The following is a 22,017-nucleotide window of genomic DNA, read 5'->3' as shown; positions in this document are numbered from 1 at the left end:
GTTATCACCGAACAATCAAAGCAAATAGCCCAACCCACTCAATGCAATGTTTTTTTAATATTTATCTTTATAGATTTTGCGATAGAGGTAGCAAGATCCATAGCTTCAGATGCAGAGTTATGGGAGACAATTACCGAACCTATAACACCTTGATTAGATTCAGCCGGCTCGTACCAATTATTTAATATACCTAGCACTTTGATACTCTCAACACCGGCAAGGGCAATCATCTCCTCTTTATTATTTAAACCTAAAAAATATCCGGCTATCGGCATCGTCAACCTGTGTATCGCTACTCCTCTCGAAATAGTCGGTTGCCATTCAAGGTTTTTACCCATCGCAAGATCAACAACCGCGTGAGCCGGATTTTTTCCAGTTGCTATCTCAACCATATGACTTCCCATCTGATCCCCGACTAGACGAGGATTAATCTCTAAGATCTTTACATCTGCACCTACAATTTTACAATCAATATTTACAGCACCCACTTCGAAGTTTAACTGATTCAAAACGGGGGAAATTTTATCGAATAGCAACTTAGTCTCTCCACGAGGAGCAGGGAAACTAGCACCAATTTTAATATAATCAGTACCAAGGCCATTAGATATTATCTTTCTAAAAGCACCGACCAGTATTAAATCACCATTAACTGGTTTTAGAAAATCAACACAAAACTCCTCCCCTCCAATAATTTCCTCTAATAAAACGCCAATAGCAAAATCTCGACCGGAAGCATCTACCCCCCAACGGTCACGGATGACGAGATACTCCTCAAGCTCTTCGATGTTGCGAACCTTCTTCACATACAAACTATCATTACCGTTCACAGGTTTGGCGATAAATGGGAAACCCGTACTCTCGATAAATTCGTCAGCATCTGCCAGACTCTCAATCAAGCAATACTTAGGATTAAGCGACGAATCAACGAGATCAATTGCTTGACGTACAGCATACTTATTTTTGAACAGCCTGACTGCATCTGGTGTATTAGTAGGCAGCAAATAATACTGTGCGAGCTGTGCCGCCTCAACAACAGAAAAATCGCTAGTTGTAGTAATAGCCTTTATATCTTCCACTGACATTAGCATTGCTAAAGCCTCTACCATTTCATACACATCCATCGTATCCACGCTAACCACATGATTACAATATTGGACGATAGCCTGCGGATAACGACCGGGGTCTGTGGTTAACAGAACGACACTATAACCACATTGACGGGCATAGCGGCATGCTACTTCTCCTGCACCAGTCTGACTTGCCTCAACGAATATGATAGTATCCAAAAAAAATTCCTCGGAATTAATGATTAGGCCTAAACTTTAAAAGAACAGAGTCCCAATAGCGTGTAGAAGCAAACTCTCTCAAAAGAACGCCTTTCGCAAATAGCTTTGCCACTCCAGCGCCCTTCTGGTTTATCTCGGATAAGATAATATTTTCCAGCCACCCATCAGCATGTTTTGCATCTAGCTCGGAGTGTTCGTAATGATAAGCAAGCCCGTCTCCAGACAACCCTAAGCGTTTTCTGCCCATTGCAATACTTGCAAAACGATTGGGGGTCAACGCTTCCAAAAAACACAAGTAACCAGCGCAATAGTGGTAAAGGCTTCGAAAATGAGCTAAATAGAGCATATAGTTTCCGCACGCCATAGCTTGCCACGCAAGACTACTTTTCTTGACCGTTCCGATCTCAAGCTCTGAAATCAGCCGACCAAACATAGCAAGATGAAATCTATCTGGATCGCTGCCCCCTAACTCGTCTTTGAAATTTTCGAAAAATTCCAGTTTTGCGGCGCCCCTTACTCCCACTTGATTGAGCGCTATTACATCATCAAATGAAGCATGCACACCTGCCTCAGTTTCAATAAAGTAATGAAACTGATCCATCGTCGCATGATCTCTAATATAATCAAACAAAGGATGTGTAGATACCTCATATTTAGTGCTTCTTGCAGAAAACCACTTTCTGAATTGTTCGGCTGTAACCGGTAAATTCTCTTCACTCACCTGCGCCAAATCACTGTCTATCTGCGCACCCATTATTAGTTGTTGAACCTTGAACATCAAAGGTGATAATTCGACTGCGTCACCGACAAGGAGGTAGCGACGGTTCAATAATTCATTCGCTACAAAGTGCAATGCCGTAAGACTCTCATCATTACCATACTTAAAAGCTTGAGTGAGCTCGACGGCAAGAAGCCCCAACAACTCTCCGTCTTCAGTTTCGAGAAAGGCTAGACTTCCCGATTCAATTTTAGCCTGAATACTGGATACAAATTTATTCTTATATTCAAATCGCGCATAATTTTCTTTTACGCCATTCAATTCCACAGACTCAAAAGTTGACATATTCCTTCCCTATTTTTCACAACGGTCAAATTTATCAAAGAACTCATGCAACACTTCTATGGTGACTTGCGTAATAGCTAGCATCTGAACTGAGTTTTCCTCGCCCATCGAAAAACGCAGAAAAGGCGGCATATTGTCTGCCATCGCAGCTGCTGCCGAAACGCGAATGGTCGAAAAGCCAAAGCTCACCCCCTTCGTAATTTCGACTTTTCGTTCGCGACAGCGCTGCAGAAGAAGCCCTATAAACCCTTCAAGACATGCACGATTGTTGAATCCTCCGTCCTTCATGGAAATTGCTACAACGCCTCCTCCATGCTGCCAACCTAGCGCATACCAATCTGAGGGATAGGCTATATCAAGCCGAGCGATCAAATTCTGTTCATTTGAAATAGCTTCAACAAAAAAAGCCGCATTTTTGCTAAGCAACTTCATTCTAATCAAAAATATTTTTCGATCATAATCAGGTAGCTTAGTTACTGCGGATTGGTACATTACACTGCCTGTATTTCTCCTGCTTACAGCCAGTTTTGCTATGTGGCTTTTTGGAGCAACAACGACACCAGCCATTTGAAGATCCATCCCAAATTGCAAGTATTTACTTCCACTCTCGTAATAAAGAACTGTTGGATGGTTTTCCGCACAAAAAAGAGCAAAGACGTCAACGCCACCGGACACCATTGTCCCGTCTATAACCAGCCATTTATCCCCCCACGACTGCGCCTCCAACTTCCGTGCCAAACCACTTAGATCAAGGACATTCATTTCACCTAAATTTGCCAGCGCATCGAGAAAAATAACGGTAGCGTCTTTGGCATTCACTAAGTCTATTAACGAGTCAAGATCCCAAGTCTTGGATCGGGTCAACTCAATATGCTTTAACCGCTCTAACTGCTCCAACGCTTCAAAATATATATAAGGAGATGTTACTATACTTGCTCCAGGGACTAAGACATTCCCCAAAAGAAAACTTTCGATAACGGTATAAGCGGCCTGGCCTGAAGATACAAGCAAAAGATCCTGACTACCAGTATCGAAGCCTAGGCTCAACAACAAATCAATCTCAACTTCTCGTAAAAGCATAGATCCGTATCGGTCATAGTTAAGGCTGCCCTCATTATTTTCCTGAGGGTCAAAAAACATAACACGGCCACTCTGATCGTTACTTGCGCTGCACCAAGCCAAACTATTTCTCAGAAACCCAAACTCCTGAAGTTTCAATCTGTAAACACTTCTCATTCTGTCTAGATCATGAGTGGTACTATCCACCTTGTTTAACTCTGTGATGACTTCACTCGTCCGACGAAAAACATAGTCGACAGTCTCGAGATCTACGTCGAGCCCTTCTCCTATCGCATACTCCTTATGCCGCTTAATATCACGCAATAACGCGTCGAGCCTAGCAACTAGTTTTCTCGATAGTCCGAACCAGATACTGACCTCAACACATTCAGCTTCTCTGTCACTCGCAACAACGAGAGATCCTTCCGAAACAATATATTCCCGCTCCATTTCGGCAACTCGTTTCACCGACTGGTGACCAAGAAGCTTTGCGGAGTTCGAATTACACTCATGAGTGGCAAGACATTTCATTACGGAGGATGTCGAAATATTACCGCCACTTATAATCACCAGTGTATTTCCCTGGATATCGCTTCCACCCAGATCAGAAATCAGTGGAGCGAGAGATATCGCACCAGCTCCTTCGGCCAGAATTCCCTCGTTATGCAGAAGCGCAACAATGGCGCACTCAATTTCTTTTTCACTTACAGCTCTATCGGAGTCGATGAGAGGTGATACAAACTGCAGCAGCTCAGCATCTTCGACACCGTGCTGTACGGCTAGACCGTCCGCGACAGTTGGGTAAACTCCTTTACGCAGCGCGGCTGACAGTCCGTCCTTGAAGTTGCGATTGAACGCTTCAGGGTGCACCGCAATAATTTTGGTATCTGGGCTATGGGTTCTAAATACCGCACCAACACCGGCCAACAACCCACCTCCGCCGAACGGAATGATTAGATTCTCGAACGCAACGGCAGCCTCTTCCAGCATTTCCATCCCCAAAGTACCCTGTCCCTTTATGACGTCAGGGTGAGAAAAAGGGGAAATAAATATCCCACCAACTTTACGAGCTTGTCGTTTTGCAATTTCTGACGATTCATACAAATCTTTACCAGCAGCTTCGACACAGGCGTTGCCATTGATTAATCGTCTGAGCTTTAACTCCGAGGCATTGACTGGAACGTAAACGGTACACTTTCTTTTCATTTCTTGGGCAACATATGACACTGCCAGACCATGATTACCCGCAGATGCCGTAAAAATAGGAACATCGGGAGCAATCTTTCTAATCGCGTTATAAGCCCCCCCTTACTTTAAAGGAGTTAGTCAGTTGGTTACACTCCAGTTTCGCCCACACGGTCCGCTTCGAGTTACTCAACCACGGTAGTTTTATAAGTGGCGTGCGCAACGTTAAAATTTTTACATCCTGCCTATCGCTGACAACAGCTTCGGTAAATTTTAGGTAGCGCTTCTGGAGAGTTTCCTCATTTAAATAATACATATAATACTTCCCTGCGAATGGGCGTTTCAGCCCCCTATCATCCATTGGAAACGGTCGCAACAACTACACTACAGAGACGCAACGACCGGTTGAGGCCCAGTATTCTCAAAAGAATAATTTAAATATATATACATTTTTTAAACATCTAAAGCATAAGACCTGACCAGCATGCTTTTTTGTAGGAGTTTTCTGACAAGAAAGCCCCGTAACAAACTGTCACACTCAGGCTTGCCGAATATTTCCACTAATACATAGCATTTACTTGGCCATGCAAAGGAGTTTATAAACACCCCAATAAAATAACTTTTCACTAGACCGCACTATATCTGGCGCCGTTTTTTTACGAAGATGCTTGCCGCTCGATGACGTGCACAAATAAGCTCTTTATTCACCTTTTCCCACGCAGCAGATTGTTCCCGACATTAGCCAACCGCGACCAGATGCGCGACATCGTTGTGGAGCAGGAAAAGCAGGCGGTTTAGGTTTTTTTGAGTTTCGGGGAGTGCTTTTGGGAATGTCTTAGGCCAAAAACTTTCTTAGGGCGACCAAAAGCTCTTCATATAACGTGTCTACCTCTGCAGCTTTGCCTTTGGCGCGTAAGCAGCCGTGGACCAAGCCTGTGCCCAGATAAAACTCACTCGACACCTGCGCATCCTTGAGTGCTTGGTGATAGCAAACGCCATCGTCCCGCAACGGATCGTATTGAGCCGAAGCTATGAATGCCGGGGCCAATCCGCTGAAATCGCTGGCCATCAACGGCATCGCGTAGGGCAGTTTTTCTGGGTCGCGATGACGCAAATACAGCGCCCGGTAACATTCCACATCGTTACTGCTCAACAACGGCGCGTCTGCACACTCGGTGCGTGACGGTAGGTCCGATGCCCCGCCCAACCCCGGATACAGCAATGCTTGTCCTTTGGGCTGAGGTTCACCGCTATCACGCAACGTTAAACAGAGCGCCGCTGCCAGGTTACCGCCTGCGCTGTCCCCGGCAATCGCCAGCCTTTGAACGTCTACGCCCAAGCTGCTGGCCTGTTGCTGAATGCCTCGCCAGACTGCCAAACAATCATCGAACGCCGCAGGGAATGGAAACTCCGGAGCCAAACGGTAATCCACCGCGATAACTACTGCGCCCAAATCTGACGCTAACGCGCTGGTCAAAAAATCGTGAGACTCCAGATCGCCCACCACCCAGCCACCCCCGTGCAAATACACCACGCACGGCCAGCCATTTGCGGGCGCTGTACCCAAAGGCCGGTAACAGCGCACGGGCACTTCGGCGAGGGGAAGGTCAGTAACGTCCAAACCCGCTGGTCGCTCAGGCGTAAAGGCGCGGCACATGCGCGAATAGGCTTCACGCATGCCGTTGATGTCAGGGGTTGTGGCGGTAAAACTGAGGGTCTGCGCGATAAAATCGGCCATCGCGGGAGACAAAATATAGCGTGAAATCATGCAAGCTCCAGCCCCGCCCAACAACACGGCGGGGCCGGGCAACTGCGAGGGCGTTGGCGTTATTGGCTGAGGCTAAGTTGCAGGTTTTTGGCCGCGTCTTTACCGTCGAACGTGGTGACACCGGCCAACCAGCGTTGCACGTCTTCAGGGTGATCACGCAGCCACTGCTTGGCCACGTCGTTTGGCGCTTTGCGGTCCATTATCGGCACCATCAACTGGCTTTCCTGCGCGGCGTTGAACGTCAGATTGCTCAGCAGGCGGCTGACGTTAGGGCAACGCTGGGCGTAATCCGGTGCCGTGACGACCGACACGGTAGCGGCGCCTTCATTTGGGCCGAACACGTCTTCACTGCCCGTTAAGTAAGCGATTTTCATGTTGATGTTCATGGGATGCGGCGTCCAGCCGACGAACACCACCCACTCATTGCGCTTGATCGCCCGCGACACGGCCGCCAGCATGCCGGCTTCACCCGATTCGACCAGCTGAAAACCACCGAGGCCGAACTGGTTGCTGTCGATCATGGCTTTGATGGTGGAGTTGGCACCGGTGCCAGGCTCGATGCCGTAAATTTTGCCACCGAGTTTGTCTTTGAACTTGGCGATATCGGCGAAGGTTTTGAGACCACCCGCAGCCACATAATCGGGCACCGCGAGAGTCGCCTGAGCATCATTCATGCTCGGTTTTTCGAGCACCTTCACCTGATTAGCCGCGATAAACGGTGCGATATTTTTATCCATGGCCGGTTTCCAGTAGCCAAGGAACACATCCAGCCGCCCGTCCCGCATACCACCAAATACGATTTGTTGCGCCGCGCTGGTTTGTTTGACCTGATAACCCATGTTCTGGAGCAGCACTTCAGCCACAGCACTCGTGGCAATTACATCCGTCCAGTTGACCACGCCCATGCGCACATTCTGGCAAGCGGCGGGCTCAGCCGCCATCAACGCGGTACTGCTCAGCATCAACACACCACAACCGATATGACGGATAAATCTCTTCATGCGTGCTCCCTCGGGTTGACTGATTTTTTATGTGCAGCGCGGCAATCGAATGTTGCCGTGTCGTACCAAATTAACCAGCAGCCCCGCAAACAAAACGCCTCTATGCGACCTGCGCTTGCACCCTAGCGACATGAAACAACTTGTTGGCGAAAGGCATAACGCGTGTGGGGCATCCTTTAAATCAACTTATCCAAGGTGATCGGGAAGTCGCGAATCCGCTTGCCGGTGGCGTGGTAGATGGCGTTCGCCACGGCGGCGGCGACACCACAGATCCCGATTTCACCGACTCCTTTGGAACCCAGCGCATTGACGATGTCGTCATTTTCTTCAACGAATATCACCTCTATATGACCGATATCCGCGTTCACCGGGATGTGGTATTCGGCCAGGCTGTGGTTCATGGTGCGCCCCAGGGTGTGGTCGGTCTGCGCCTCTTCATGCAACGCCATGCCGATGCCCCAGACCACGCCTCCGAGAATCTGGCTGCGCGCCAGCTTCAGGTTGATCACTTGCCCGGCCGCAATGGCACTGACCACTCGACTGACATTCACGGTACCCAAGTCTTCATCCACCTGGACCTCGACGAACACCGCCGAATGCGTCGCCGTGGCATAAGGCTTACGCTTTTTTTCGTCAGGTTTGGCGTCGACCAGAACCTCCACCTGTTGTCCGGGGAGGCTGCGCACGACCTCCGCCAGTGAAAGCCGCTGCTCACCCCAGTGCAAATAACCCTCAGCGGTCGTCACTTGGTCTGCCGCTATCAACGCCAACGCCGGATTGACACCGCGAGCCGCTTCCAACAGCTTTTCTCGAAGTGCCTCACACGCTTGCTGCACCGCCGTGCCTACTGATGAGACGGTGAATGAGCCACCTTGCAGAGGCGCCGTGGGCAGCGATGAATCACCCAATACAAACGTAACGTTTTCCAGCGCCACCCCGGCGCTGGCCGCCGCGATTTGAGTCATGACGGTGTAGGTGCCAGTGCCAATGTCAGTGGTTGCGCTGCTAACGGTCAATCTGCCGTCAGCGTCAATCTGCGCCTTGGCACTGGCCTTCATTTGCATTGACTCCCAGACACCGCCCGCCATTCCCCAACCGATCAGTTGCCGACCGTTGCGCATGCTGCGGGGTTCGGGATTACGCTGATCCCAACCGAAGCGCTCCGCGCCCTGGGCATAACACGCTCGCAGCTCTTTACTGGAATAGGGTTTGTCTTCGTTACCATTGCGCTCAGCAAAGTTGACCAAGCGCAGCTGTACCGGGTCGATGGCCAGCGCACATGCCAGCTCGTCCATGGCGCATTCAAGACCGTTGACGCCTAACGCAGCACCGGGGGCGCGCATATCCAGCGGGGTATAGACGTCCAGCGGCGCCAGCTTGTAGGTCAACTCAACGTTGTCGCAGGCGTAGAGCATGCCGCTCCATTCCACCACATGCTCGGTGAAATCCTCGAACCGCGAGGTCTGGCCGATTGCATCGTGTCCCACCGCTACCAACCGGCCATTGGCTGCAGCGCCCAACCGTAAGCGCTGCAACGTGCGCGGACGATAACCAAAGGTAAACATCTGCTGGCGAGTCAGGGTCACGCGCACGGAACGCTTGAGCTCCAACGCCGCCATCACCGCCAACGGCAGCTGATATTGCGGGCGCAAACCAGAGCCAAAAGCGCCCCCGACAAACGCCGCCAGGATCCGTACCTGGTCCTTTTCCAGCCCAAAGACTTTTTGCACGTAGCTCTGGCAGTTTTGCAGGCCTTGGGTTTTGTCGTGAATCTGCAAGCTGCCATCAGCTCGGTAAAGCACCGTCGAGGCGTGGGGCTCCATTGGGTTGTGGTACTCGTTCGGCGTGCTGTAGTGAACATCGATGCTCAGTGCTGCACCGGCCAGCTCTGCCTTGAAATTGCCGCGTGGCTTGGGCGTTTCGGCGGGCGCGGTATGCGCCTCGTCTTGCTCGGCCAGCAGATCGGTTTCGTGCGGTTCGTAGGCGTATTCGATGCGGATCAACGAACCGGCATAGCGCGCCAGCTCAAGGGTATCGGCGATCACCAAGGCCAATGGCTGGCCACTGTAAAGGACACGGTCGTTATACAGCGGGCGAAACGGCGAGCCCTCGGCGGCGTCAGCGTCGTCGTAATCCTTGTCGTAACTGGCGAGCATAGGTCGATTGCGATGGTCGAGAACCCTCGCCACACCTGGCACCTTCAGTGCTGCTGAGGCGTCAATGCTCACTACCCGACCTTTAGCGATGGTGCTGGACACCACGCTACCGTGCAGCAGGCCGGCTTCTGGAAACTCACCGGCGTACCGCGCCTGACCCGTAACCTTTAATACACCGTCAACGCGGTCCAGCGACTGACCCATGGGGGAAGAAGTAATGTTCATCAGGCGTGCCCTCCCGCAGCGGCATCGCCTAGGGCGCGAATGATTGCGCGGCGTGCCAGTTCAATTTTGAATCCATTGTGTTCCAGCGGCTGTGCGTGCTTAAGCACTGCGTCGGCGAATGCAGCGAAATGCTCGACCGTCGCGGCTTCGCCAATCAACAACGCTTCTGCCTCTTGATCGCGCCAAGGTTTGTGCGCCACGCCACCTAACGCCACCCGTGCGTCGAGAATGACGTCGCCGTCCATTTCCAGCGCGGCGGCGACAGACACCAGCGCAAAGGCATAGGAGGCTCGGTCTCGGATTTTCAAATAACTACTGTGGGCAGCAAAGCTTTCAGCGGGAAGCTCCACAGCGGTGATCAATTCATGGTCGGCCAACTGGTTGTCGCACTCGGGGGCATCGCCTGGCAATCGGTGGAAGTCGGCAAACGCCAGGGTGCGCTCGCCATCACGGCCCTGTACATGCACCACCGCCTCCAGCGCCGACAAGGCTACGCACATGTCGGACGGGTGGGTGGCGACGCACTCGTCGCTGGCGCCGAGGATCGCATGAATCCGATTTAAGCCTTCCCGCGCGGGGCAACCGCTGCCTGGTTCGCGCTTGTTGCAAGGCACAGTGGCGTCATAAAAGTAGTAACAACGGGTGCGTTGCAACAGATTGCCGCCAGTAGTGGCCATGTTGCGTAACTGCGGCGATGCCCCAGCGAGCAGCGCCTGGGAAAGCAAGGGATAGCGCAGTTCGATTTGCGGGTGCCACGCCAGATCAGCATTGCTTACCAGTGCGCCAATCAACAGGCCTCCGCTGGGCATGTCATGAACGTCACCCAGGGGCAGCCCGGTGATATCGATCAAATGCTCCGGCCGTGCGATGTTTTCTTTCATCAAATCCAGCAGGTTGGTGCCGCCCGCAATAAAGCGCGTGGCCGGGCCTGACAAGTTGATTGCCTGAGCCACGTCGAGCGGTTTGCTGTAGTTAAACGGATTCATTCGTCAGCCCCTCCGTGTTGAACGACGGGCTGCTGCCCACGCAATTGCGGCAAGGTCTCTTCGACAGCTGCAAGAATGTTGCTGTACGCACCACAGCGGCACAGATTGCCGCTCATCATTTCCTGAATCTCGGCCGAGCTGTGAGCGCGGCCTTCGTTCGCCAGCCCCACCGCAGAGCAGATTTGGCCTGGGGTGCAATATCCGCACTGAAACGCATCATGTTTGATGAAGGCCTGTTGCAACGGGTGCAACGTATCGCCTTGGGCCAGACCCTCAATGGTGGTCAGCTCCGCGCCATCGCACATGATTGCCAGCGTCAGGCATGCATTGATGCGCTTGCCGTCGCGCAGCACAGTACACGCGCCACATTGGCCATGATCGCAACCCTTTTTGGTGCCGATCAGGTCCAATTGGTCGCGCAACAGGTCAAGCAGCGTTGTCCACGGCTGCACATCGAGCTGTTGGATTTGGCCATTGAGAGTCAGGCGGATCGCGTGGCCAGCGAAATCCGTTTGGGGTGTCACGCTCATGGAAACCTCACGGTAGGTAGCTGCAGCGCAGTTTGTCTGCGTCTTGGTTCTACGACTTCGTGAGGTGGGCAAACGTTCAGGCATCGCGATGGGCGTCTTTGAGCCAACGTGTTGTCGCAGGCTTTGCGCGAATATCCGGCCCTATGTGGTTGCTCGACCATTCTGTAAGCGCCAACTTGTTGGCTCTTACAGATCTGTGCATCGCCAGAGAAACCTGTGGGACCGAAGCGGGGCATTAACCCAACAGTTTCAAAACCGTCGCCCGCTTGCCCTTTCCGCACAAGGTCTCAACCAGCACCAATACAAACTCCAGTGCCGCCGTAGAACCTTGGGCGGTAATGCAATTGCCATCCACCACCACCGGTTGATCAACAAACACGCAACCCGACAACCGACTGCTCACGTCGGGATGGCAGGTCATGCGTCTTTGTTTGAGCACTCCGTAGGCTTGCAACGCAACGGCAGGCGCCTCGCCGATGGCTGCAAAAAAAAACCCGGCTTTCATCTGTTCGACCAGCCGTTGAGCCAGTGGCTGATGCGCAGCCAAATGTTCAACGCCTGGCATTCCACCGGGCAGGACGATCACGTCAAAGGGTTGCGCTAAGACATCGACCAACATGGCATCGGCAGTCATACGGGTTCCGCGTGCCGCCGTTAGCATCCGCCGTGACTCAATGCTGGCGACAACCACCTCAACTTCGGCACGGCGCAGTACATCAATCAGCGTCACGCTTTGCAGGTCATCAATGCCGTCCGCGACGACGATCAGGGCTCGTTGAGTCATCTAAAATTCCTTTGCAGTAATCCTGTGAGCGTAGTCAGCTTTTATGATCCGGTCGCTATTAGGTGCCGATAAACGGCATGGCCGATTTCCTGCATGTTTTCCATTGAACATCTGCCAGCAGCCATCCACTCGGGCGGCTGGTATGATGCGCGGCTTTTTCCGACATGCAGAAAATGTACGGGCGCATTCGACAGCCTGTGCTTTGCTGTTTTAGTCGATTCATTTACGGCGCGGGATGCGTCATGGGGAGCTAGACATGCTGGAAAGGCTGTTCCAACTCAACGCACACAATACGAATGTGCGTACCGAAATCCTCGCGGGCGTCACCACGTTCCTGGCCATGGCCTACATCCTGTTCGTCAACCCGAGCATCCTCGGCGACACCGGCATGGACAAAGGCGCGGTCTTCGTCGCGACCTGCCTTGCCGCTGCCATCGGCTCGGCCATCATGGGCTTCATCGCCAACTACCCGATCGCCCTCGCACCGGGCATGGGCCTTAACGCCTTCTTTACCTACACCGTGGTTCTGCACATGGGCCACACCTGGCAAGTAGCGCTGGGCGCGGTGTTTATCTCGGCGGTGATGTTTTTCATCCTGTCGATTTTCAAGATTCGCGAATGGATCATCAACAGCATCCCGCTGCCGCTACGCTCGGCCATTGCGGCAGGCATTGGCTTGTTCCTGGCGCTGATCGCCCTGAAAAACGCCGGCGTCGTGGTGGCGGATCAAGCCACCTTCGTCGGCTTGGGCGACTTGGCCAAACCGGGACCGATTCTCGCCACCCTCGGCTTTTTCCTGATTGTGGCGCTGGAAGCCCTGCGGGTGAAAGGCGCGGTGTTGATCGGGATTCTGGCGGTAACGATTGTGTCCATCATCTTCCACTTCTCGCCGTTTGGTGGCGTGATGTCGATGCCGCCGTCCCTGGCCCCGACCTTCTTGCAACTGGACATCAGGGGCGCGTTGGACATCGGCTTGTTCAGCGTGATTTTCTCGTTCTTGTTCGTCGATTTGTTCGACAACTCCGGCACCTTGATCGGCGTCGCCAAACGCGCCGGGTTGATGGGCAAGGACGGCTACATGCCGAAAATGGGCCGCGCGTTGGTGGCTGACAGTACCGCCGCCATGGTCGGTTCGCTGCTGGGCACTTCGACCACCACCAGCTACATCGAATCCGCAGCGGGCGTCAGTGCCGGTGGCCGTACCGGTCTGACTGCCATTGTCGTGGCGATTCTGTTTCTGCTGGCGCTGTTCTTCGCCCCGTTGGCTGGCAGCGTTCCGGCCTACGCCACCGCCCCGGCGCTGATGTTCGTTGGCGTGTTGATGATGTCCGGCCTGGCTGAAGTCGAGTGGGACGACATCACCATTGCGGCTCCGGTAGCGATCACCGCACTGGCCATGCCGTTCACCTTCTCCATCGCCAACGGCATCGCCCTGGGGTTTATCTCCTGGACTGCGATCAAATTAATGTCTGGGCGCGGCCGCGAGCTGAACTCAGCGTTGGTGATTCTTTCAATTTTGTTCGTGATCAAGTTGGGCTGGTTTAGCGCATGAGTGTTCCCTTCGACCCCGCGAGCTATAGCAGTCAGCTCGCAGATAAAGCCACGCGCTTGCGTGAACTACTGGCGCCGTTCGACGCGCCAGAGCCCCAATTGTTCGAGTCAGCGCAGCAGCACTATCGGCTGCGTGCGGAGTTCCGCTTGTGGCGCGAAAACCAGCAGCGCTTTTATGCGATGTTCGCGCCGGGAAACAACCACACGCCGATCCTGATCGACGACTTCCCCATCGCCAGCCAGCGCATCAATGAATTGATGCCCTTGCTGCGCGAACGCTGGGAGGCCAGCGCAACGCTGAACTTCAAGCTGTTCCAGGTGGATTTTCTGACGACTCTGGCCGGGGACGCGATCATTACGCTGTGTTACCACCGCCCGCTGGACGATGTCTGGCAGGTGGCAGCAGAAAAACTCGCCGCTGACCTCAACGTCAGCGTGATTGGCCGCTCGAAAGGCAAGCGCATTGTGATCGGGCGCGATTATGCGATCGAGACCTTGGAAGTGGCCGGTCGCAGCTTCACCTATCAGCAACCGGAAGGCTCCTTCACCCAGCCCAACGGCGCGGTTAACCAGAAAATGCTCAACTGGGCGTACGAGTCCCTTGGGCAGCGCGATGACGACTTGCTGGAGCTGTATTGCGGCAATGGCAACTTCACCCTGCCGCTGGCAACTCGGGTTCGTAATGTATTGGCGACCGAGATCAGTAAAACCTCCGTTGCTGCCGCATTGAACAACCTCGACGACAACGGCGTGACTAACGTCAAGTTGGTGCGTTTGTCCGCTGAAGAGCTGACGCAAGCCTTGAACGACGTGCGTCCTTTCCGTCGCTTGGCCGGCATCGACCTGAAAAGCTACGCGTTCGGCAGTATTTTTGTCGACCCGCCTCGCGCCGGTATGGACACCGATACCTGCGAACTGGCACGCCGTTTCGAACGCATTTTGTACATCTCCTGCAACCCGGAAACCCTCGCTGCCAACATCACTCAGTTGCACGACACCCACCGCATCGAACGCTGCGCGCTGTTCGATCAGTTCCCGTACACGCCGCACATGGAATCGGGCGTGTTGTTGGTCCGCAGAACTTAATCGCCTTCCCTCCCTCTACCTATTCGCAGCACCGAGTTGCTGTCCTGCCCTTCCTCGCCAGACGACCGGTCTGGCGAGGTGATCGAGCAGCAACGACACTCCTTAATAGGGCACACAGAGGATCTCCCCATGCATGGAAGAAAGGCAGACGCAGCGATAACGTCGAGGAAGCGCCCGACGACGGTGGGGGCAGCGGGGGCGGTGGAATGCGCTTTGGCGGCGGCAAGGGCCTTGGGCTGTTAGGCATCGTTGTTGTCGTCGCATTTGGGCTGCTGACAGGGCAAGACCCGATGCAGATTCTCGGTCAGTTAACCAGTCAGATGGGACAGCAATCCACGGCCGTCGCACCGCAGCAGCGCCAGGCACCCTCTGCCAACGACCCGCAGGTAGATTTTGTTCGAGCTATTCTGGGCGACACGGAAGACACTTGGCAGATGATTTTTCAACAGGCAGGCCGCCAATACAAAGACCCGACGCTGGTCCTGTTCCGCAGCCGAGTAAGCTCAGCCTGTGGCTTGGCGTCGTCTGCCAGCGGCCCGTTTTATTGCCCCGAAGACCAAAAAGTCTACCTGGACCTGGATTTCTTCCGCGAAATGTCCCAACGCTTCAAAGCGGCGGGCGATTTCGCCCAGGCGTACGTCATTGCGCACGAAGTTGGACATCATGTGCAGACATTGCTCGGTATTTCAGCGAAGATTCAAACCGCCCGCCAACGTGGTGAACGCATGGAGGGCAGCAATGGGTTATCGGTGCGCCAGGAACTGCAAGCAGACTGCTTTGCAGGTGTCTGGGCCTATAACGCACAAAAGCGTTTGAATTGGTTGGAGCCGGGTGATATTGAAGAAGCCCTGAATGCCGCTAACGCCATTGGCGATGACCGATTGCAGCAACAGAGTCAGGGCCGTGTCGTACCGGACTCATTCACTCACGGCACCTCGGCACAGCGCGTGCGCTGGTTCAAGACCGGTTTTGCCCAGGGCCAACTCAATCAGTGCGACACCTTCTCCGCAAAGAGCCTCTAATCACATGATAAAACCGTTATTGGTCCTGTTGTTGAGCACCCTTCTGAGCCTTACGGCGAATGCAGCGGATCAGGCGGTGAAAGCCTTAAGCCCCGAAAGACTGGCCATCAATGGCAGTTTGGCGACCATCGGGCTGAGCAAACAATGGAAGCAACCGCAGCCCGGCACGCGGCGGGCGGTGATCATCATTCATGGTCGTTTGCGCAATGCTCAAACCTACTTGCGCAGCGCCGAGAAAGCCTCCTACCGCTCCGGGCTGCGCAGCTCGACGCTGCTGATCGCCCCGCAGTTCCTGGACCACAAAGACATCGTCAGTCACCATCTGCCGGAAAACATTCTGCGCTGGCACAAAGATGACTGGATGGACGGCAGCGCCGCTATCAATCCTTCGCCAGTGAGTTCGTTTACGGTTATCGATGAAATTCTGACCAAACTCAGTGACAGAAAACTGTTCCCGAACCTGCAAGAAGTTGTCATCGCCGGGCACTCCGGCGGCGCCCAAGTGGTGCAGCGTTACGTCATGGTCGGTAAAGGCGGCGCGGACTTGGAAAAGGTCGGAATCAACCTGCGCTACGTCATTGCCAACCCATCGTCCTACGCCTATTTCAGCCCGGACCGGCCTGAAGCGGTCAGCGCCGCGACATGCCCTGGGTTCGACACCTGGAAATACGGCATGAACAAGCTCCCGCCGTATGCCGGCAAACAAACCGCCGAGCAGCTCGAAGCCACCTACGTCAGCCGTGATGTCACCTACCTATTGGGCCAGCTGGACACCGACGTTAACCACCCGGCACTGGATAAAACCTGCGCGGGCGAAGCTCAGGGCGCGTACCGCCTGATTCGCGGACACAACTTCTTCAGCTACCTGCAAAAGCGCCATCCCGAAGGACTGAAGCAGCAAATGATTGAAGTCCCAGGCGTAGGCCACGACGGCGACCTGATGTTCACCTCGCCCGAAGGTCAGGCTGCGTTGTTCAGAAAGCTCTGAACACAAGGCGCCGCCTTCGCGAATGAATTCGCTCCCACAGGGTTATGCAATCTCTGTGGGAGCGAATTCATTCGCGAAAGGCGCACCACAGTTTTCAGCCTAAACCGCCAACATCCCACGCAATGCGATGCAATCAACGGCGTACCAATCGGTCAATTCTGGCCACGGGTTTTCCGGCAGATTGACCAATACGGTCTGTGCGCCCGCCGCGCGGCCGCAGTCGAGGTCGAAGCGGTAATCGCCGACCATGACCATCTGCGACGGTTCGACATTCCAGCCGTGTGCCAATTTCAGCAGTCCACCGGGATCGGGTTTCGGCGGTGCTTCATCGCGCCCAAGCACGTCGTCGACGGCGAAACAATCGGCCAAGCCAATCGCCTCAAGCGTAACGTGGGCCAGTTCACGGGCATTGCGGGTGAGGATGCCAAGACGGTAGCCGCGCGCCGCTAACTCACGCACCAGTGCCACTGCGCCGGGTGCGGGCTGCGAGGCCAAAGCCAACTCACGCTCATGCTCCAACAGCCACGCATGCTTGGCCGCAGACACATCAGCCGGCAGCGCCGCGAGGTGACTAAGGATGTCGTCCTGAAGCGGGATATCCAGCGCACGCTTGATCGCCGGAAAATCATGCACAGCAAGGGTCAGGGTGCCGTCCATGTCGAAGACCCAATGCCGAACTTGTTGAAGACTCATGCCCAATCCTTGCGGTGGCGAATCAATCCTTCCTGGCAGACCGATGCCACCAACTGCCCGGCGCGGTTGTACACGCTGCCGCGACTGAAACCTCGAGAATTGCCCGCCCAAGGACTGTCCATCGCGTACAGCAGCCAGTCATCGGCACGCAGGTCAGCGTGGAACCACAGCGAATGATCAAGGCTGGCGATCTGCATGTCCTTCTGGAACACAGACTTGCCGTGGGGTTGCAGGGCCGTGGTGAGAAGATTGAAGTCCGAGGCATACGCCATCAGGTATTTATGCAGCGCAGCGACGTCGGGCAAGCTGCCATCTGCGCGGAACCAGACATACTTTACGGCTTCGGACGGGGCCGGGTTGTAGGGGTCAATGTCAGTCACCGGTCGAAATTCGATGGGTTTGGGGCACAGCAGCTTTTCGCGCAATTTTTCGGGAATCAGTTTCGCCCGCTGCTGGGTCAACTCCAGTTCAGAAGGCAAGTTTTCAGGCCCGACGACGTCCGGCATCTGGGTTTGATGCTCGAAGCCCTTTTCGTCGTACTGGAACGAGGCGCTGCAGGTGAAGATGGGTTGGCCCTTCTGAATGGCCGTGACGCGACGGGTACTGAAACTGCCACCATCACGCACTCGATCCACTTGATACACCACCGGCAACGCCACATCGCCGGGGCGCAAGAAATAACCGTGCAGGGAATGCACATGGCGTTCGTCTTCCACCGTCTGACTGGCCGCCGACAACGATTGCCCCAGGACTTGGCCGCCGAACAGCTGACGAAAACCAAGGTCTTGGCTGCGCCCGCGAAAGAGGTTTTCTTCAATCGGTTCCAGGGTCAGTAGCTCAACCAAATCATCTAACACTTGGCTCATTTAGAAATTCCTCACACAAAACAATGCTGCGCCTCCAGGGCGGCGGCGAACGGTTCAATCAGCGGCAACGGGCAGTGAACTCGGCGTTCATCCCAAACTGCGCGGTCAAGCCGTAAATGATACAGAAATTGTCAGTGTGAGCCGTATTCATCCTTGCAACGTTTTCAGCCACTGTTGGCGGGTAATCCGGTAGAGCACGTGAGGTTTCAACGGATCTTTATTGGCCAGGGCCGGATGATCGAAGTCATCGACCGGATCTCGCTGCATGCCAATGGCTTGCATGACTTTCTGTGACGGCAGATTGAGTTCGGCGGTAAACGACACGATCTCATCCAACCCCAGGCGGTCAAAACCACAGCCTAGAGCAGTCCAGGCCGCTTCGCTGGCGTAGCCGAGACCCCAATGTTCACGCGCTAGACGCCAGCCGATTTCCACCGCTGGCGTGAAATGCGCTTCGATGCCCACAACGCACAACCCGGTAAAGCCGATGAAGGCTCCGGTATCCTTGCGTTCCAACGCCCACAGGCCGAACCCCAATTCAGCGAAATGCCCGCGCACTCGCCCGATCAACGCCGCGCTTTCCAGGCGGCTCATGGGCTCCGGGAAATAGCGCATCACCTGCGGGTCGGCGCACATCGCTGCGAACTCGGGTAAATCATCATCGCGCCAGCGCCGCATTAACAATCGTGGGCTGTTGAGTTCGAAAATCGGCTCCATCGGCTTACTCCCCTGGCCCACCCCATAACATCTGCCGTATTGTTCTCTCGGCCAACCGTCATTCACCAACGGCAATACAGGCAAGATCAGTCTTCGACCTCTTATGAACTGAAAAATGTCCATGCCATTCATCCACCGTGCCGGAATAACCCATACGCTCAATAATTTATCCACAATGGCTGTGGAACTGCCTGTGGATAACCTGAGCGAAAGCCTCGCAGAGCCTTATGACAATAGGGCTAGCAGCACTTGGCTAATTTTTAACCAATAGTTATTCACAGGTCCGCTCCATGCAAGGTGCTTAAAAGCGTGGACGTCCTCGGGTAGAATGCCCGGCTACTTCGCTGATCCACAGTGCGCCATGACCTCTCCCCACTCAGCAACGCCCCCTTCAGTCGCAATTGTAGGCGGTGGTCCTGCGGGTTTGATGGCGGCCGAGGTTTTGAGCCAAGCGGGAATCAACGTCGATTTGTACGACGCGATGCCATCGGTGGGCAGAAAATTCCTGCTGGCGGGCGTCGGCGGCATGAACATCACCCATTCCGAGCCTTATCCGGCCTTTCTCTCTCGGTACGCTGAGCGGGCGCCTTTTATTGCGCCACTGCTCCGAAGTTTTGGCCCAGACACCTTGCGCGACTGGATTCAACAGTTAGGCATCGAGACATTTGCCGGCAGTTCCGGTCGGGTATTTCCCACCGACATGAAGGCCGCCCCCTTACTGCGCGCTTGGCTCAAGCGCCTACGCGACGCGGGCGTGGTTATCCACACTCGTCACCGCTGGCTGGGCTGGAATGCTGACGGCACTTTGCGTATGGCTAACGCCGAGGGCGAACAGACCCTCAAACCAGACGCGGTGTTGCTGGCCTTAGGCGGTGCCAGTTGGGCGCGGTTGGGTTCCGATGGTGCGTGGTTGCCGTTGCTGGAAGAACAAGGCATCACCATCACCGCCTTGCAACCGAGTAACTGCGGGTTTGAAGTGACGGGATGGAGCGAGTTACTGCGCAGTAAATTCGCTGGCGCCCCGTTAAAGAACATTGCTGTCGGATTACAGAGCCAGACACCGCGCATGGGCGAATGCGTTGTGACCGAAACGGGGGTCGAGGGCAGCTTGATTTACGCGCTGTCGGCGAAGATTCGGGAGCAAATCAATCAGCAGGGATTTTCCACCGTGGAGATTGATCTGCTGCCAGGTAAAAACATTGGCAACATCCAGTCCGCGCTGGCGAAACCGCGCGGCTCGCGCTCGATGTCCAAACATTTGCACAGTCAGTTGGGGATCGACGGGGTGAAGGCCGCTTTACTCCGCGAACTGGCGCCCACTGAGGTGTTTGCGGATCCGCTGCTGCTGAGCAAGTCACTGAAAGCCTTGCCGCTGACGTTGATTAAACCGCGCCCCATCGACGAAGCCATCAGCACCGCAGGCGGTGTTCCGTTTGAAGCGCTGACGGCGGAGTTGATGCTAAAACACCTGCCGGGCGTGTTCTGCGCGGGCGAGATGCTCGATTGGGAAGCACCCACTGGCGGCTACTTGCTGACCGCGTGCTTCTCCAGCGGCCGGGCGGCTGGGCTGGGAATGGTCAGCTGGCTGAAGCACCTGTAGGGGCCGACGTGTTGGCGAGGCCATCTACATGACACACCACATCAAGGCTTCTCGCCAAAAAGTTGTCTCCTAAAGAAAATACCGACCCCTGCAATAATTAAGGCTTTTTCTTACGTGGGCCGGTGTTGAACACGGGCACTTTGCGCACGGCTTTGACTGCGGGGATGTCGGCGGCTTTTTCGTTGCTGTCTACCCATTTGCCCAGGTTGCGTTTGGCGCCGCCCGGTACTTTTGGTTTTTTCGGCTTCTTCGGTTTTTTCAGGATCTGGCCGCTGGCGTCGGTGGCGGGCACCCGGTGTTCCGGTTCAAAGTCCTGCTCTTCCTGGCGATCCAGTGTCTGGCGAGTCAGGGTTTCAATGGCGGACAGCAATTCGACTTCATCTGCACAAACAAACGAAATCGCTTCGCCGGTCAGCCCCGCCCGACCGGTACGGCCGATGCGGTGGATGTAGTCCTCGGCCACGATAGGCAGATCGAAGTTAACCACGGTTGGCAGGTCATCGATGTCCAGACCGCGAGCGGCGACATCGGTGGCCACCAAAATCTTGACTTCGCTGGTCTTGAAACGATCCAGCGCGCGCTGGCGGGTGGCTTGAGGTTTGTCGCCGTGAATACCGTCGGCGTTGATACCAAGACCTTGCAAGCGCTCGACCAGTTGATCAACGCCAATACGAGTCTTGGCGAACACCAATACCTGGCCCCAATGCTGCTTTTTCAGCAGATGAATAAACAGTTCAGTCTTGCGCTTCTTGTCGACCGGCACCACCCATTGCTTGACTGAGCTGGCGGCGACGTTACGCGGACTGACTTCGATGGTCAGTGGGTCGTCGAGCATTTGCCCGGCCAACTGACGAATCGCGTCGGAGAAGGTCGCCGAAAACAGCAGCGTCTGACGGCGCTTAGGCAAGGCCGCATAGATGTCGCGCAGTTCTTCGGAGAAACCGAGGTCGAGCATGCGGTCGGCTTCGTCAAGGACCAGAATTTGCAGTTGGTTGAACTTGAGCGCTTTCTGCCGATAAAGATCGAGCAAACGACCGGGGGTAGCCACCAGAACATCGACACCGCTGCGCAGCTTCATCATTTGCGGGTTGATGCTGACGCCGCCATACACCGCGTAGGTTTTCAGCGGCAGGTTTTCGTTGTACTGCTCAATGTTTGCGTGAACCTGCTCGGCCAGTTCGCGAGTTGGCACCAACACCAGGGCCCGCACCGAGTTGGCCGCCACTTTCGGGCCCTCCATGGTCAAGCGCTGCAGCAACGGCAAGGCGAAACCGGCGGTCTTGCCGGTGCCGGTTTGAGCGGCCGCCATCAAGTCGCGGCCGGCCAGCACCGGAGGAATCGCCTCAGCCTGAACAGGCGTCGGAGTCTGGTAGCCGAGGGCCGTAACGGCACGCAACAAGGGTTCGATCAGGCCGAGAGTGGCGAATGTCATGGGGATACCGTAGGGAAAA

At 54.7% G+C, this 22,017-nt stretch carries 17 protein-coding genes and 1 pseudogene; 5 read left to right on the top strand and 13 right to left on the bottom strand.

Features of this window, described 5'->3' with window-relative positions; translation table 11 throughout:
- Positions 1-38 precede the first annotated feature (38 nt).
- The 9 genes from RHM59_RS20540 to RHM59_RS20500 form a co-directional block, all read right to left on the bottom strand.
- Positions 39-1,286: an ATP-grasp domain-containing protein gene (locus RHM59_RS20540; RefSeq protein ID WP_322285293.1), complete on the bottom strand. Its 1,248-nt coding sequence runs from the start codon at positions 1,284-1,286 to the stop codon at positions 39-41.
- 16 nt (positions 1,287-1,302) lie between these two features.
- Positions 1,303-2,349, bottom strand: coding sequence for an iron-containing redox enzyme family protein (locus RHM59_RS20535; protein WP_322285292.1), 1,047 nt, complete (start codon positions 2,347-2,349; stop codon positions 1,303-1,305).
- A gap of 9 nt (positions 2,350-2,358) precedes the next feature.
- Complete coding sequence (locus tag RHM59_RS20530; RefSeq protein WP_416195031.1) at positions 2,359-4,635, bottom strand: pyridoxal-phosphate dependent enzyme; 2,277 nt, start codon at positions 4,633-4,635, stop codon at positions 2,359-2,361.
- A 793-nt stretch (positions 4,636-5,428) separates the two neighbouring features.
- Entirely contained in the window at positions 5,429-6,358 is a 930-nt protein-coding gene (locus RHM59_RS20525) for an alpha/beta hydrolase (RefSeq protein WP_322286730.1), read from the bottom strand.
- A gap of 62 nt (positions 6,359-6,420) precedes the next feature.
- Positions 6,421-7,362: a choline ABC transporter substrate-binding protein gene (locus tag RHM59_RS20520; protein ID WP_322166157.1), complete on the bottom strand. Its 942-nt coding sequence runs from the start codon at positions 7,360-7,362 to the stop codon at positions 6,421-6,423.
- A 176-nt stretch (positions 7,363-7,538) separates the two neighbouring features.
- Positions 7,539-9,743 carry a xanthine dehydrogenase family protein molybdopterin-binding subunit gene (locus tag RHM59_RS20515; protein WP_322184831.1) on the bottom strand — a complete coding sequence of 735 codons (2,205 nt, stop codon included), beginning with the start codon at positions 9,741-9,743 and terminating at the stop codon, positions 7,539-7,541.
- A complete protein-coding gene (locus tag RHM59_RS20510; RefSeq protein ID WP_322166159.1) occupies positions 9,743-10,729 on the bottom strand; it encodes a xanthine dehydrogenase family protein subunit M in 987 nt (328 codons plus the stop codon). Before RHM59_RS20510 ends, RHM59_RS20515 begins: the two co-directional genes overlap by 1 nt.
- Complete coding sequence (locus RHM59_RS20505) at positions 10,726-11,259, bottom strand: (2Fe-2S)-binding protein (protein WP_322184829.1); 534 nt, start codon at positions 11,257-11,259, stop codon at positions 10,726-10,728. The genes RHM59_RS20510 and RHM59_RS20505 overlap by 4 nt, the downstream gene beginning before the upstream one ends.
- A gap of 235 nt (positions 11,260-11,494) precedes the next feature.
- Positions 11,495-12,043 (bottom strand): DJ-1 family glyoxalase III, encoded by a 549-nt coding sequence (locus tag RHM59_RS20500; protein ID WP_322285291.1) that lies wholly within the window; start codon positions 12,041-12,043, stop codon positions 11,495-11,497.
- A gap of 256 nt (positions 12,044-12,299) precedes the next feature.
- Between RHM59_RS20500 and RHM59_RS20495 the strand changes: the two genes are divergently transcribed.
- From RHM59_RS20495 to RHM59_RS20480, 4 genes and pseudogenes are all read left to right on the top strand, one after another.
- Complete coding sequence (locus RHM59_RS20495) at positions 12,300-13,595, top strand: NCS2 family permease (protein WP_322166161.1); 1,296 nt, start codon at positions 12,300-12,302, stop codon at positions 13,593-13,595.
- Positions 13,592-14,680: a tRNA (uridine(54)-C5)-methyltransferase TrmA gene (gene trmA / locus RHM59_RS20490; protein WP_322166162.1), complete on the top strand. Its 1,089-nt coding sequence runs from the start codon at positions 13,592-13,594 to the stop codon at positions 14,678-14,680. The genes RHM59_RS20495 and trmA overlap by 4 nt, the downstream gene beginning before the upstream one ends.
- 134 nt (positions 14,681-14,814) lie before the next feature.
- Positions 14,815-15,702, top strand: a pseudogene (locus RHM59_RS20485) (neutral zinc metallopeptidase); the annotation flags it as partial.
- A gap of 4 nt (positions 15,703-15,706) precedes the next feature.
- On the top strand, positions 15,707-16,690 hold the full coding sequence (locus RHM59_RS20480) for an alpha/beta hydrolase (RefSeq protein ID WP_322184823.1): 984 nt from the start codon (positions 15,707-15,709) through the stop codon (positions 16,688-16,690).
- Positions 16,691-16,789: 99 nt separating this feature from the next.
- On the opposite strand, the gene RHM59_RS20475 is transcribed toward RHM59_RS20480, so the two are convergent.
- From RHM59_RS20475 to RHM59_RS20465, 3 genes are all read right to left on the bottom strand, one after another.
- Positions 16,790-17,383 carry an HAD family hydrolase gene (locus RHM59_RS20475; RefSeq protein ID WP_322285290.1) on the bottom strand — a complete coding sequence of 198 codons (594 nt, stop codon included), beginning with the start codon at positions 17,381-17,383 and terminating at the stop codon, positions 16,790-16,792.
- On the bottom strand, positions 17,380-18,249 hold the full coding sequence (gene tesB, locus RHM59_RS20470; RefSeq protein ID WP_322285289.1) for an acyl-CoA thioesterase II: 870 nt from the start codon (positions 18,247-18,249) through the stop codon (positions 17,380-17,382). The genes RHM59_RS20475 and tesB overlap by 4 nt, the downstream gene beginning before the upstream one ends.
- A 147-nt stretch (positions 18,250-18,396) precedes the next feature.
- Positions 18,397-18,966, bottom strand: coding sequence for a GNAT family N-acetyltransferase (locus tag RHM59_RS20465; RefSeq protein WP_322166167.1), 570 nt, complete (start codon positions 18,964-18,966; stop codon positions 18,397-18,399).
- 361 nt (positions 18,967-19,327) lie between these two features.
- Here RHM59_RS20465 and RHM59_RS20460 point away from each other — a divergent pair, with 361 nt between their 5' ends.
- Positions 19,328-20,566: a TIGR03862 family flavoprotein gene (locus tag RHM59_RS20460; RefSeq protein WP_322285288.1), complete on the top strand. Its 1,239-nt coding sequence runs from the start codon at positions 19,328-19,330 to the stop codon at positions 20,564-20,566.
- 97 nt (positions 20,567-20,663) lie between these two features.
- Here the strand turns inward: RHM59_RS20460 and RHM59_RS20455 are convergent, their stop codons facing one another.
- Positions 20,664-21,998 carry a DEAD/DEAH box helicase gene (locus RHM59_RS20455; protein WP_322166169.1) on the bottom strand — a complete coding sequence of 445 codons (1,335 nt, stop codon included), beginning with the start codon at positions 21,996-21,998 and terminating at the stop codon, positions 20,664-20,666.
- Positions 21,999-22,017: the final 19 nt, after the last annotated feature.

The organism is Pseudomonas sp. MH10 (assembly GCF_034353045.1).
In the GTDB taxonomy this organism is placed as follows: domain Bacteria; phylum Pseudomonadota; class Gammaproteobacteria; order Pseudomonadales; family Pseudomonadaceae; genus Aquipseudomonas.
Note: the sequence above shows the minus strand (reverse complement) of the source record. Positions and strands in the feature narration are given on the sequence as shown.

What these genes read in the sequence shown, in the direction of transcription:
- RHM59_RS20535 (WP_322285292.1), bottom strand. Translation starts at nt 2,349, where the DNA reads ATGTCAACTTTTGAGTCTGTGGAATTGAATGGCGTAAAAGAAAATTAT.
- RHM59_RS20520 (WP_322166157.1), bottom strand. Translation starts at nt 7,362, where the DNA reads ATGAAGAGATTTATCCGTCATATCGGTTGTGGTGTGTTGATGCTGAGC.
- RHM59_RS20515 (WP_322184831.1), bottom strand. Translation starts at nt 9,743, where the DNA reads ATGAACATTACTTCTTCCCCCATGGGTCAGTCGCTGGACCGCGTTGAC.
- RHM59_RS20510 (WP_322166159.1), bottom strand. Translation starts at nt 10,729, where the DNA reads ATGAATCCGTTTAACTACAGCAAACCGCTCGACGTGGCTCAGGCAATC.
- RHM59_RS20505 (WP_322184829.1), bottom strand. Translation starts at nt 11,259, where the DNA reads ATGAGCGTGACACCCCAAACGGATTTCGCTGGCCACGCGATCCGCCTG.
- RHM59_RS20500 (WP_322285291.1), bottom strand. Translation starts at nt 12,043, where the DNA reads ATGACTCAACGAGCCCTGATCGTCGTCGCGGACGGCATTGATGACCTG.
- RHM59_RS20495 (WP_322166161.1), top strand. Translation starts at nt 12,300, where the DNA reads ATGCTGGAAAGGCTGTTCCAACTCAACGCACACAATACGAATGTGCGT.
- trmA (WP_322166162.1), top strand. Translation starts at nt 13,592, where the DNA reads ATGAGTGTTCCCTTCGACCCCGCGAGCTATAGCAGTCAGCTCGCAGAT.
- RHM59_RS20480 (WP_322184823.1), top strand. Translation starts at nt 15,707, where the DNA reads ATGATAAAACCGTTATTGGTCCTGTTGTTGAGCACCCTTCTGAGCCTT.
- RHM59_RS20475 (WP_322285290.1), bottom strand. Translation starts at nt 17,383, where the DNA reads ATGAGTCTTCAACAAGTTCGGCATTGGGTCTTCGACATGGACGGCACC.
- tesB (WP_322285289.1), bottom strand. Translation starts at nt 18,249, where the DNA reads ATGAGCCAAGTGTTAGATGATTTGGTTGAGCTACTGACCCTGGAACCG.
- RHM59_RS20465 (WP_322166167.1), bottom strand. Translation starts at nt 18,966, where the DNA reads ATGGAGCCGATTTTCGAACTCAACAGCCCACGATTGTTAATGCGGCGC.
- RHM59_RS20460 (WP_322285288.1), top strand. Translation starts at nt 19,328, where the DNA reads ATGACCTCTCCCCACTCAGCAACGCCCCCTTCAGTCGCAATTGTAGGC.
- RHM59_RS20455 (WP_322166169.1), bottom strand. Translation starts at nt 21,998, where the DNA reads ATGACATTCGCCACTCTCGGCCTGATCGAACCCTTGTTGCGTGCCGTT.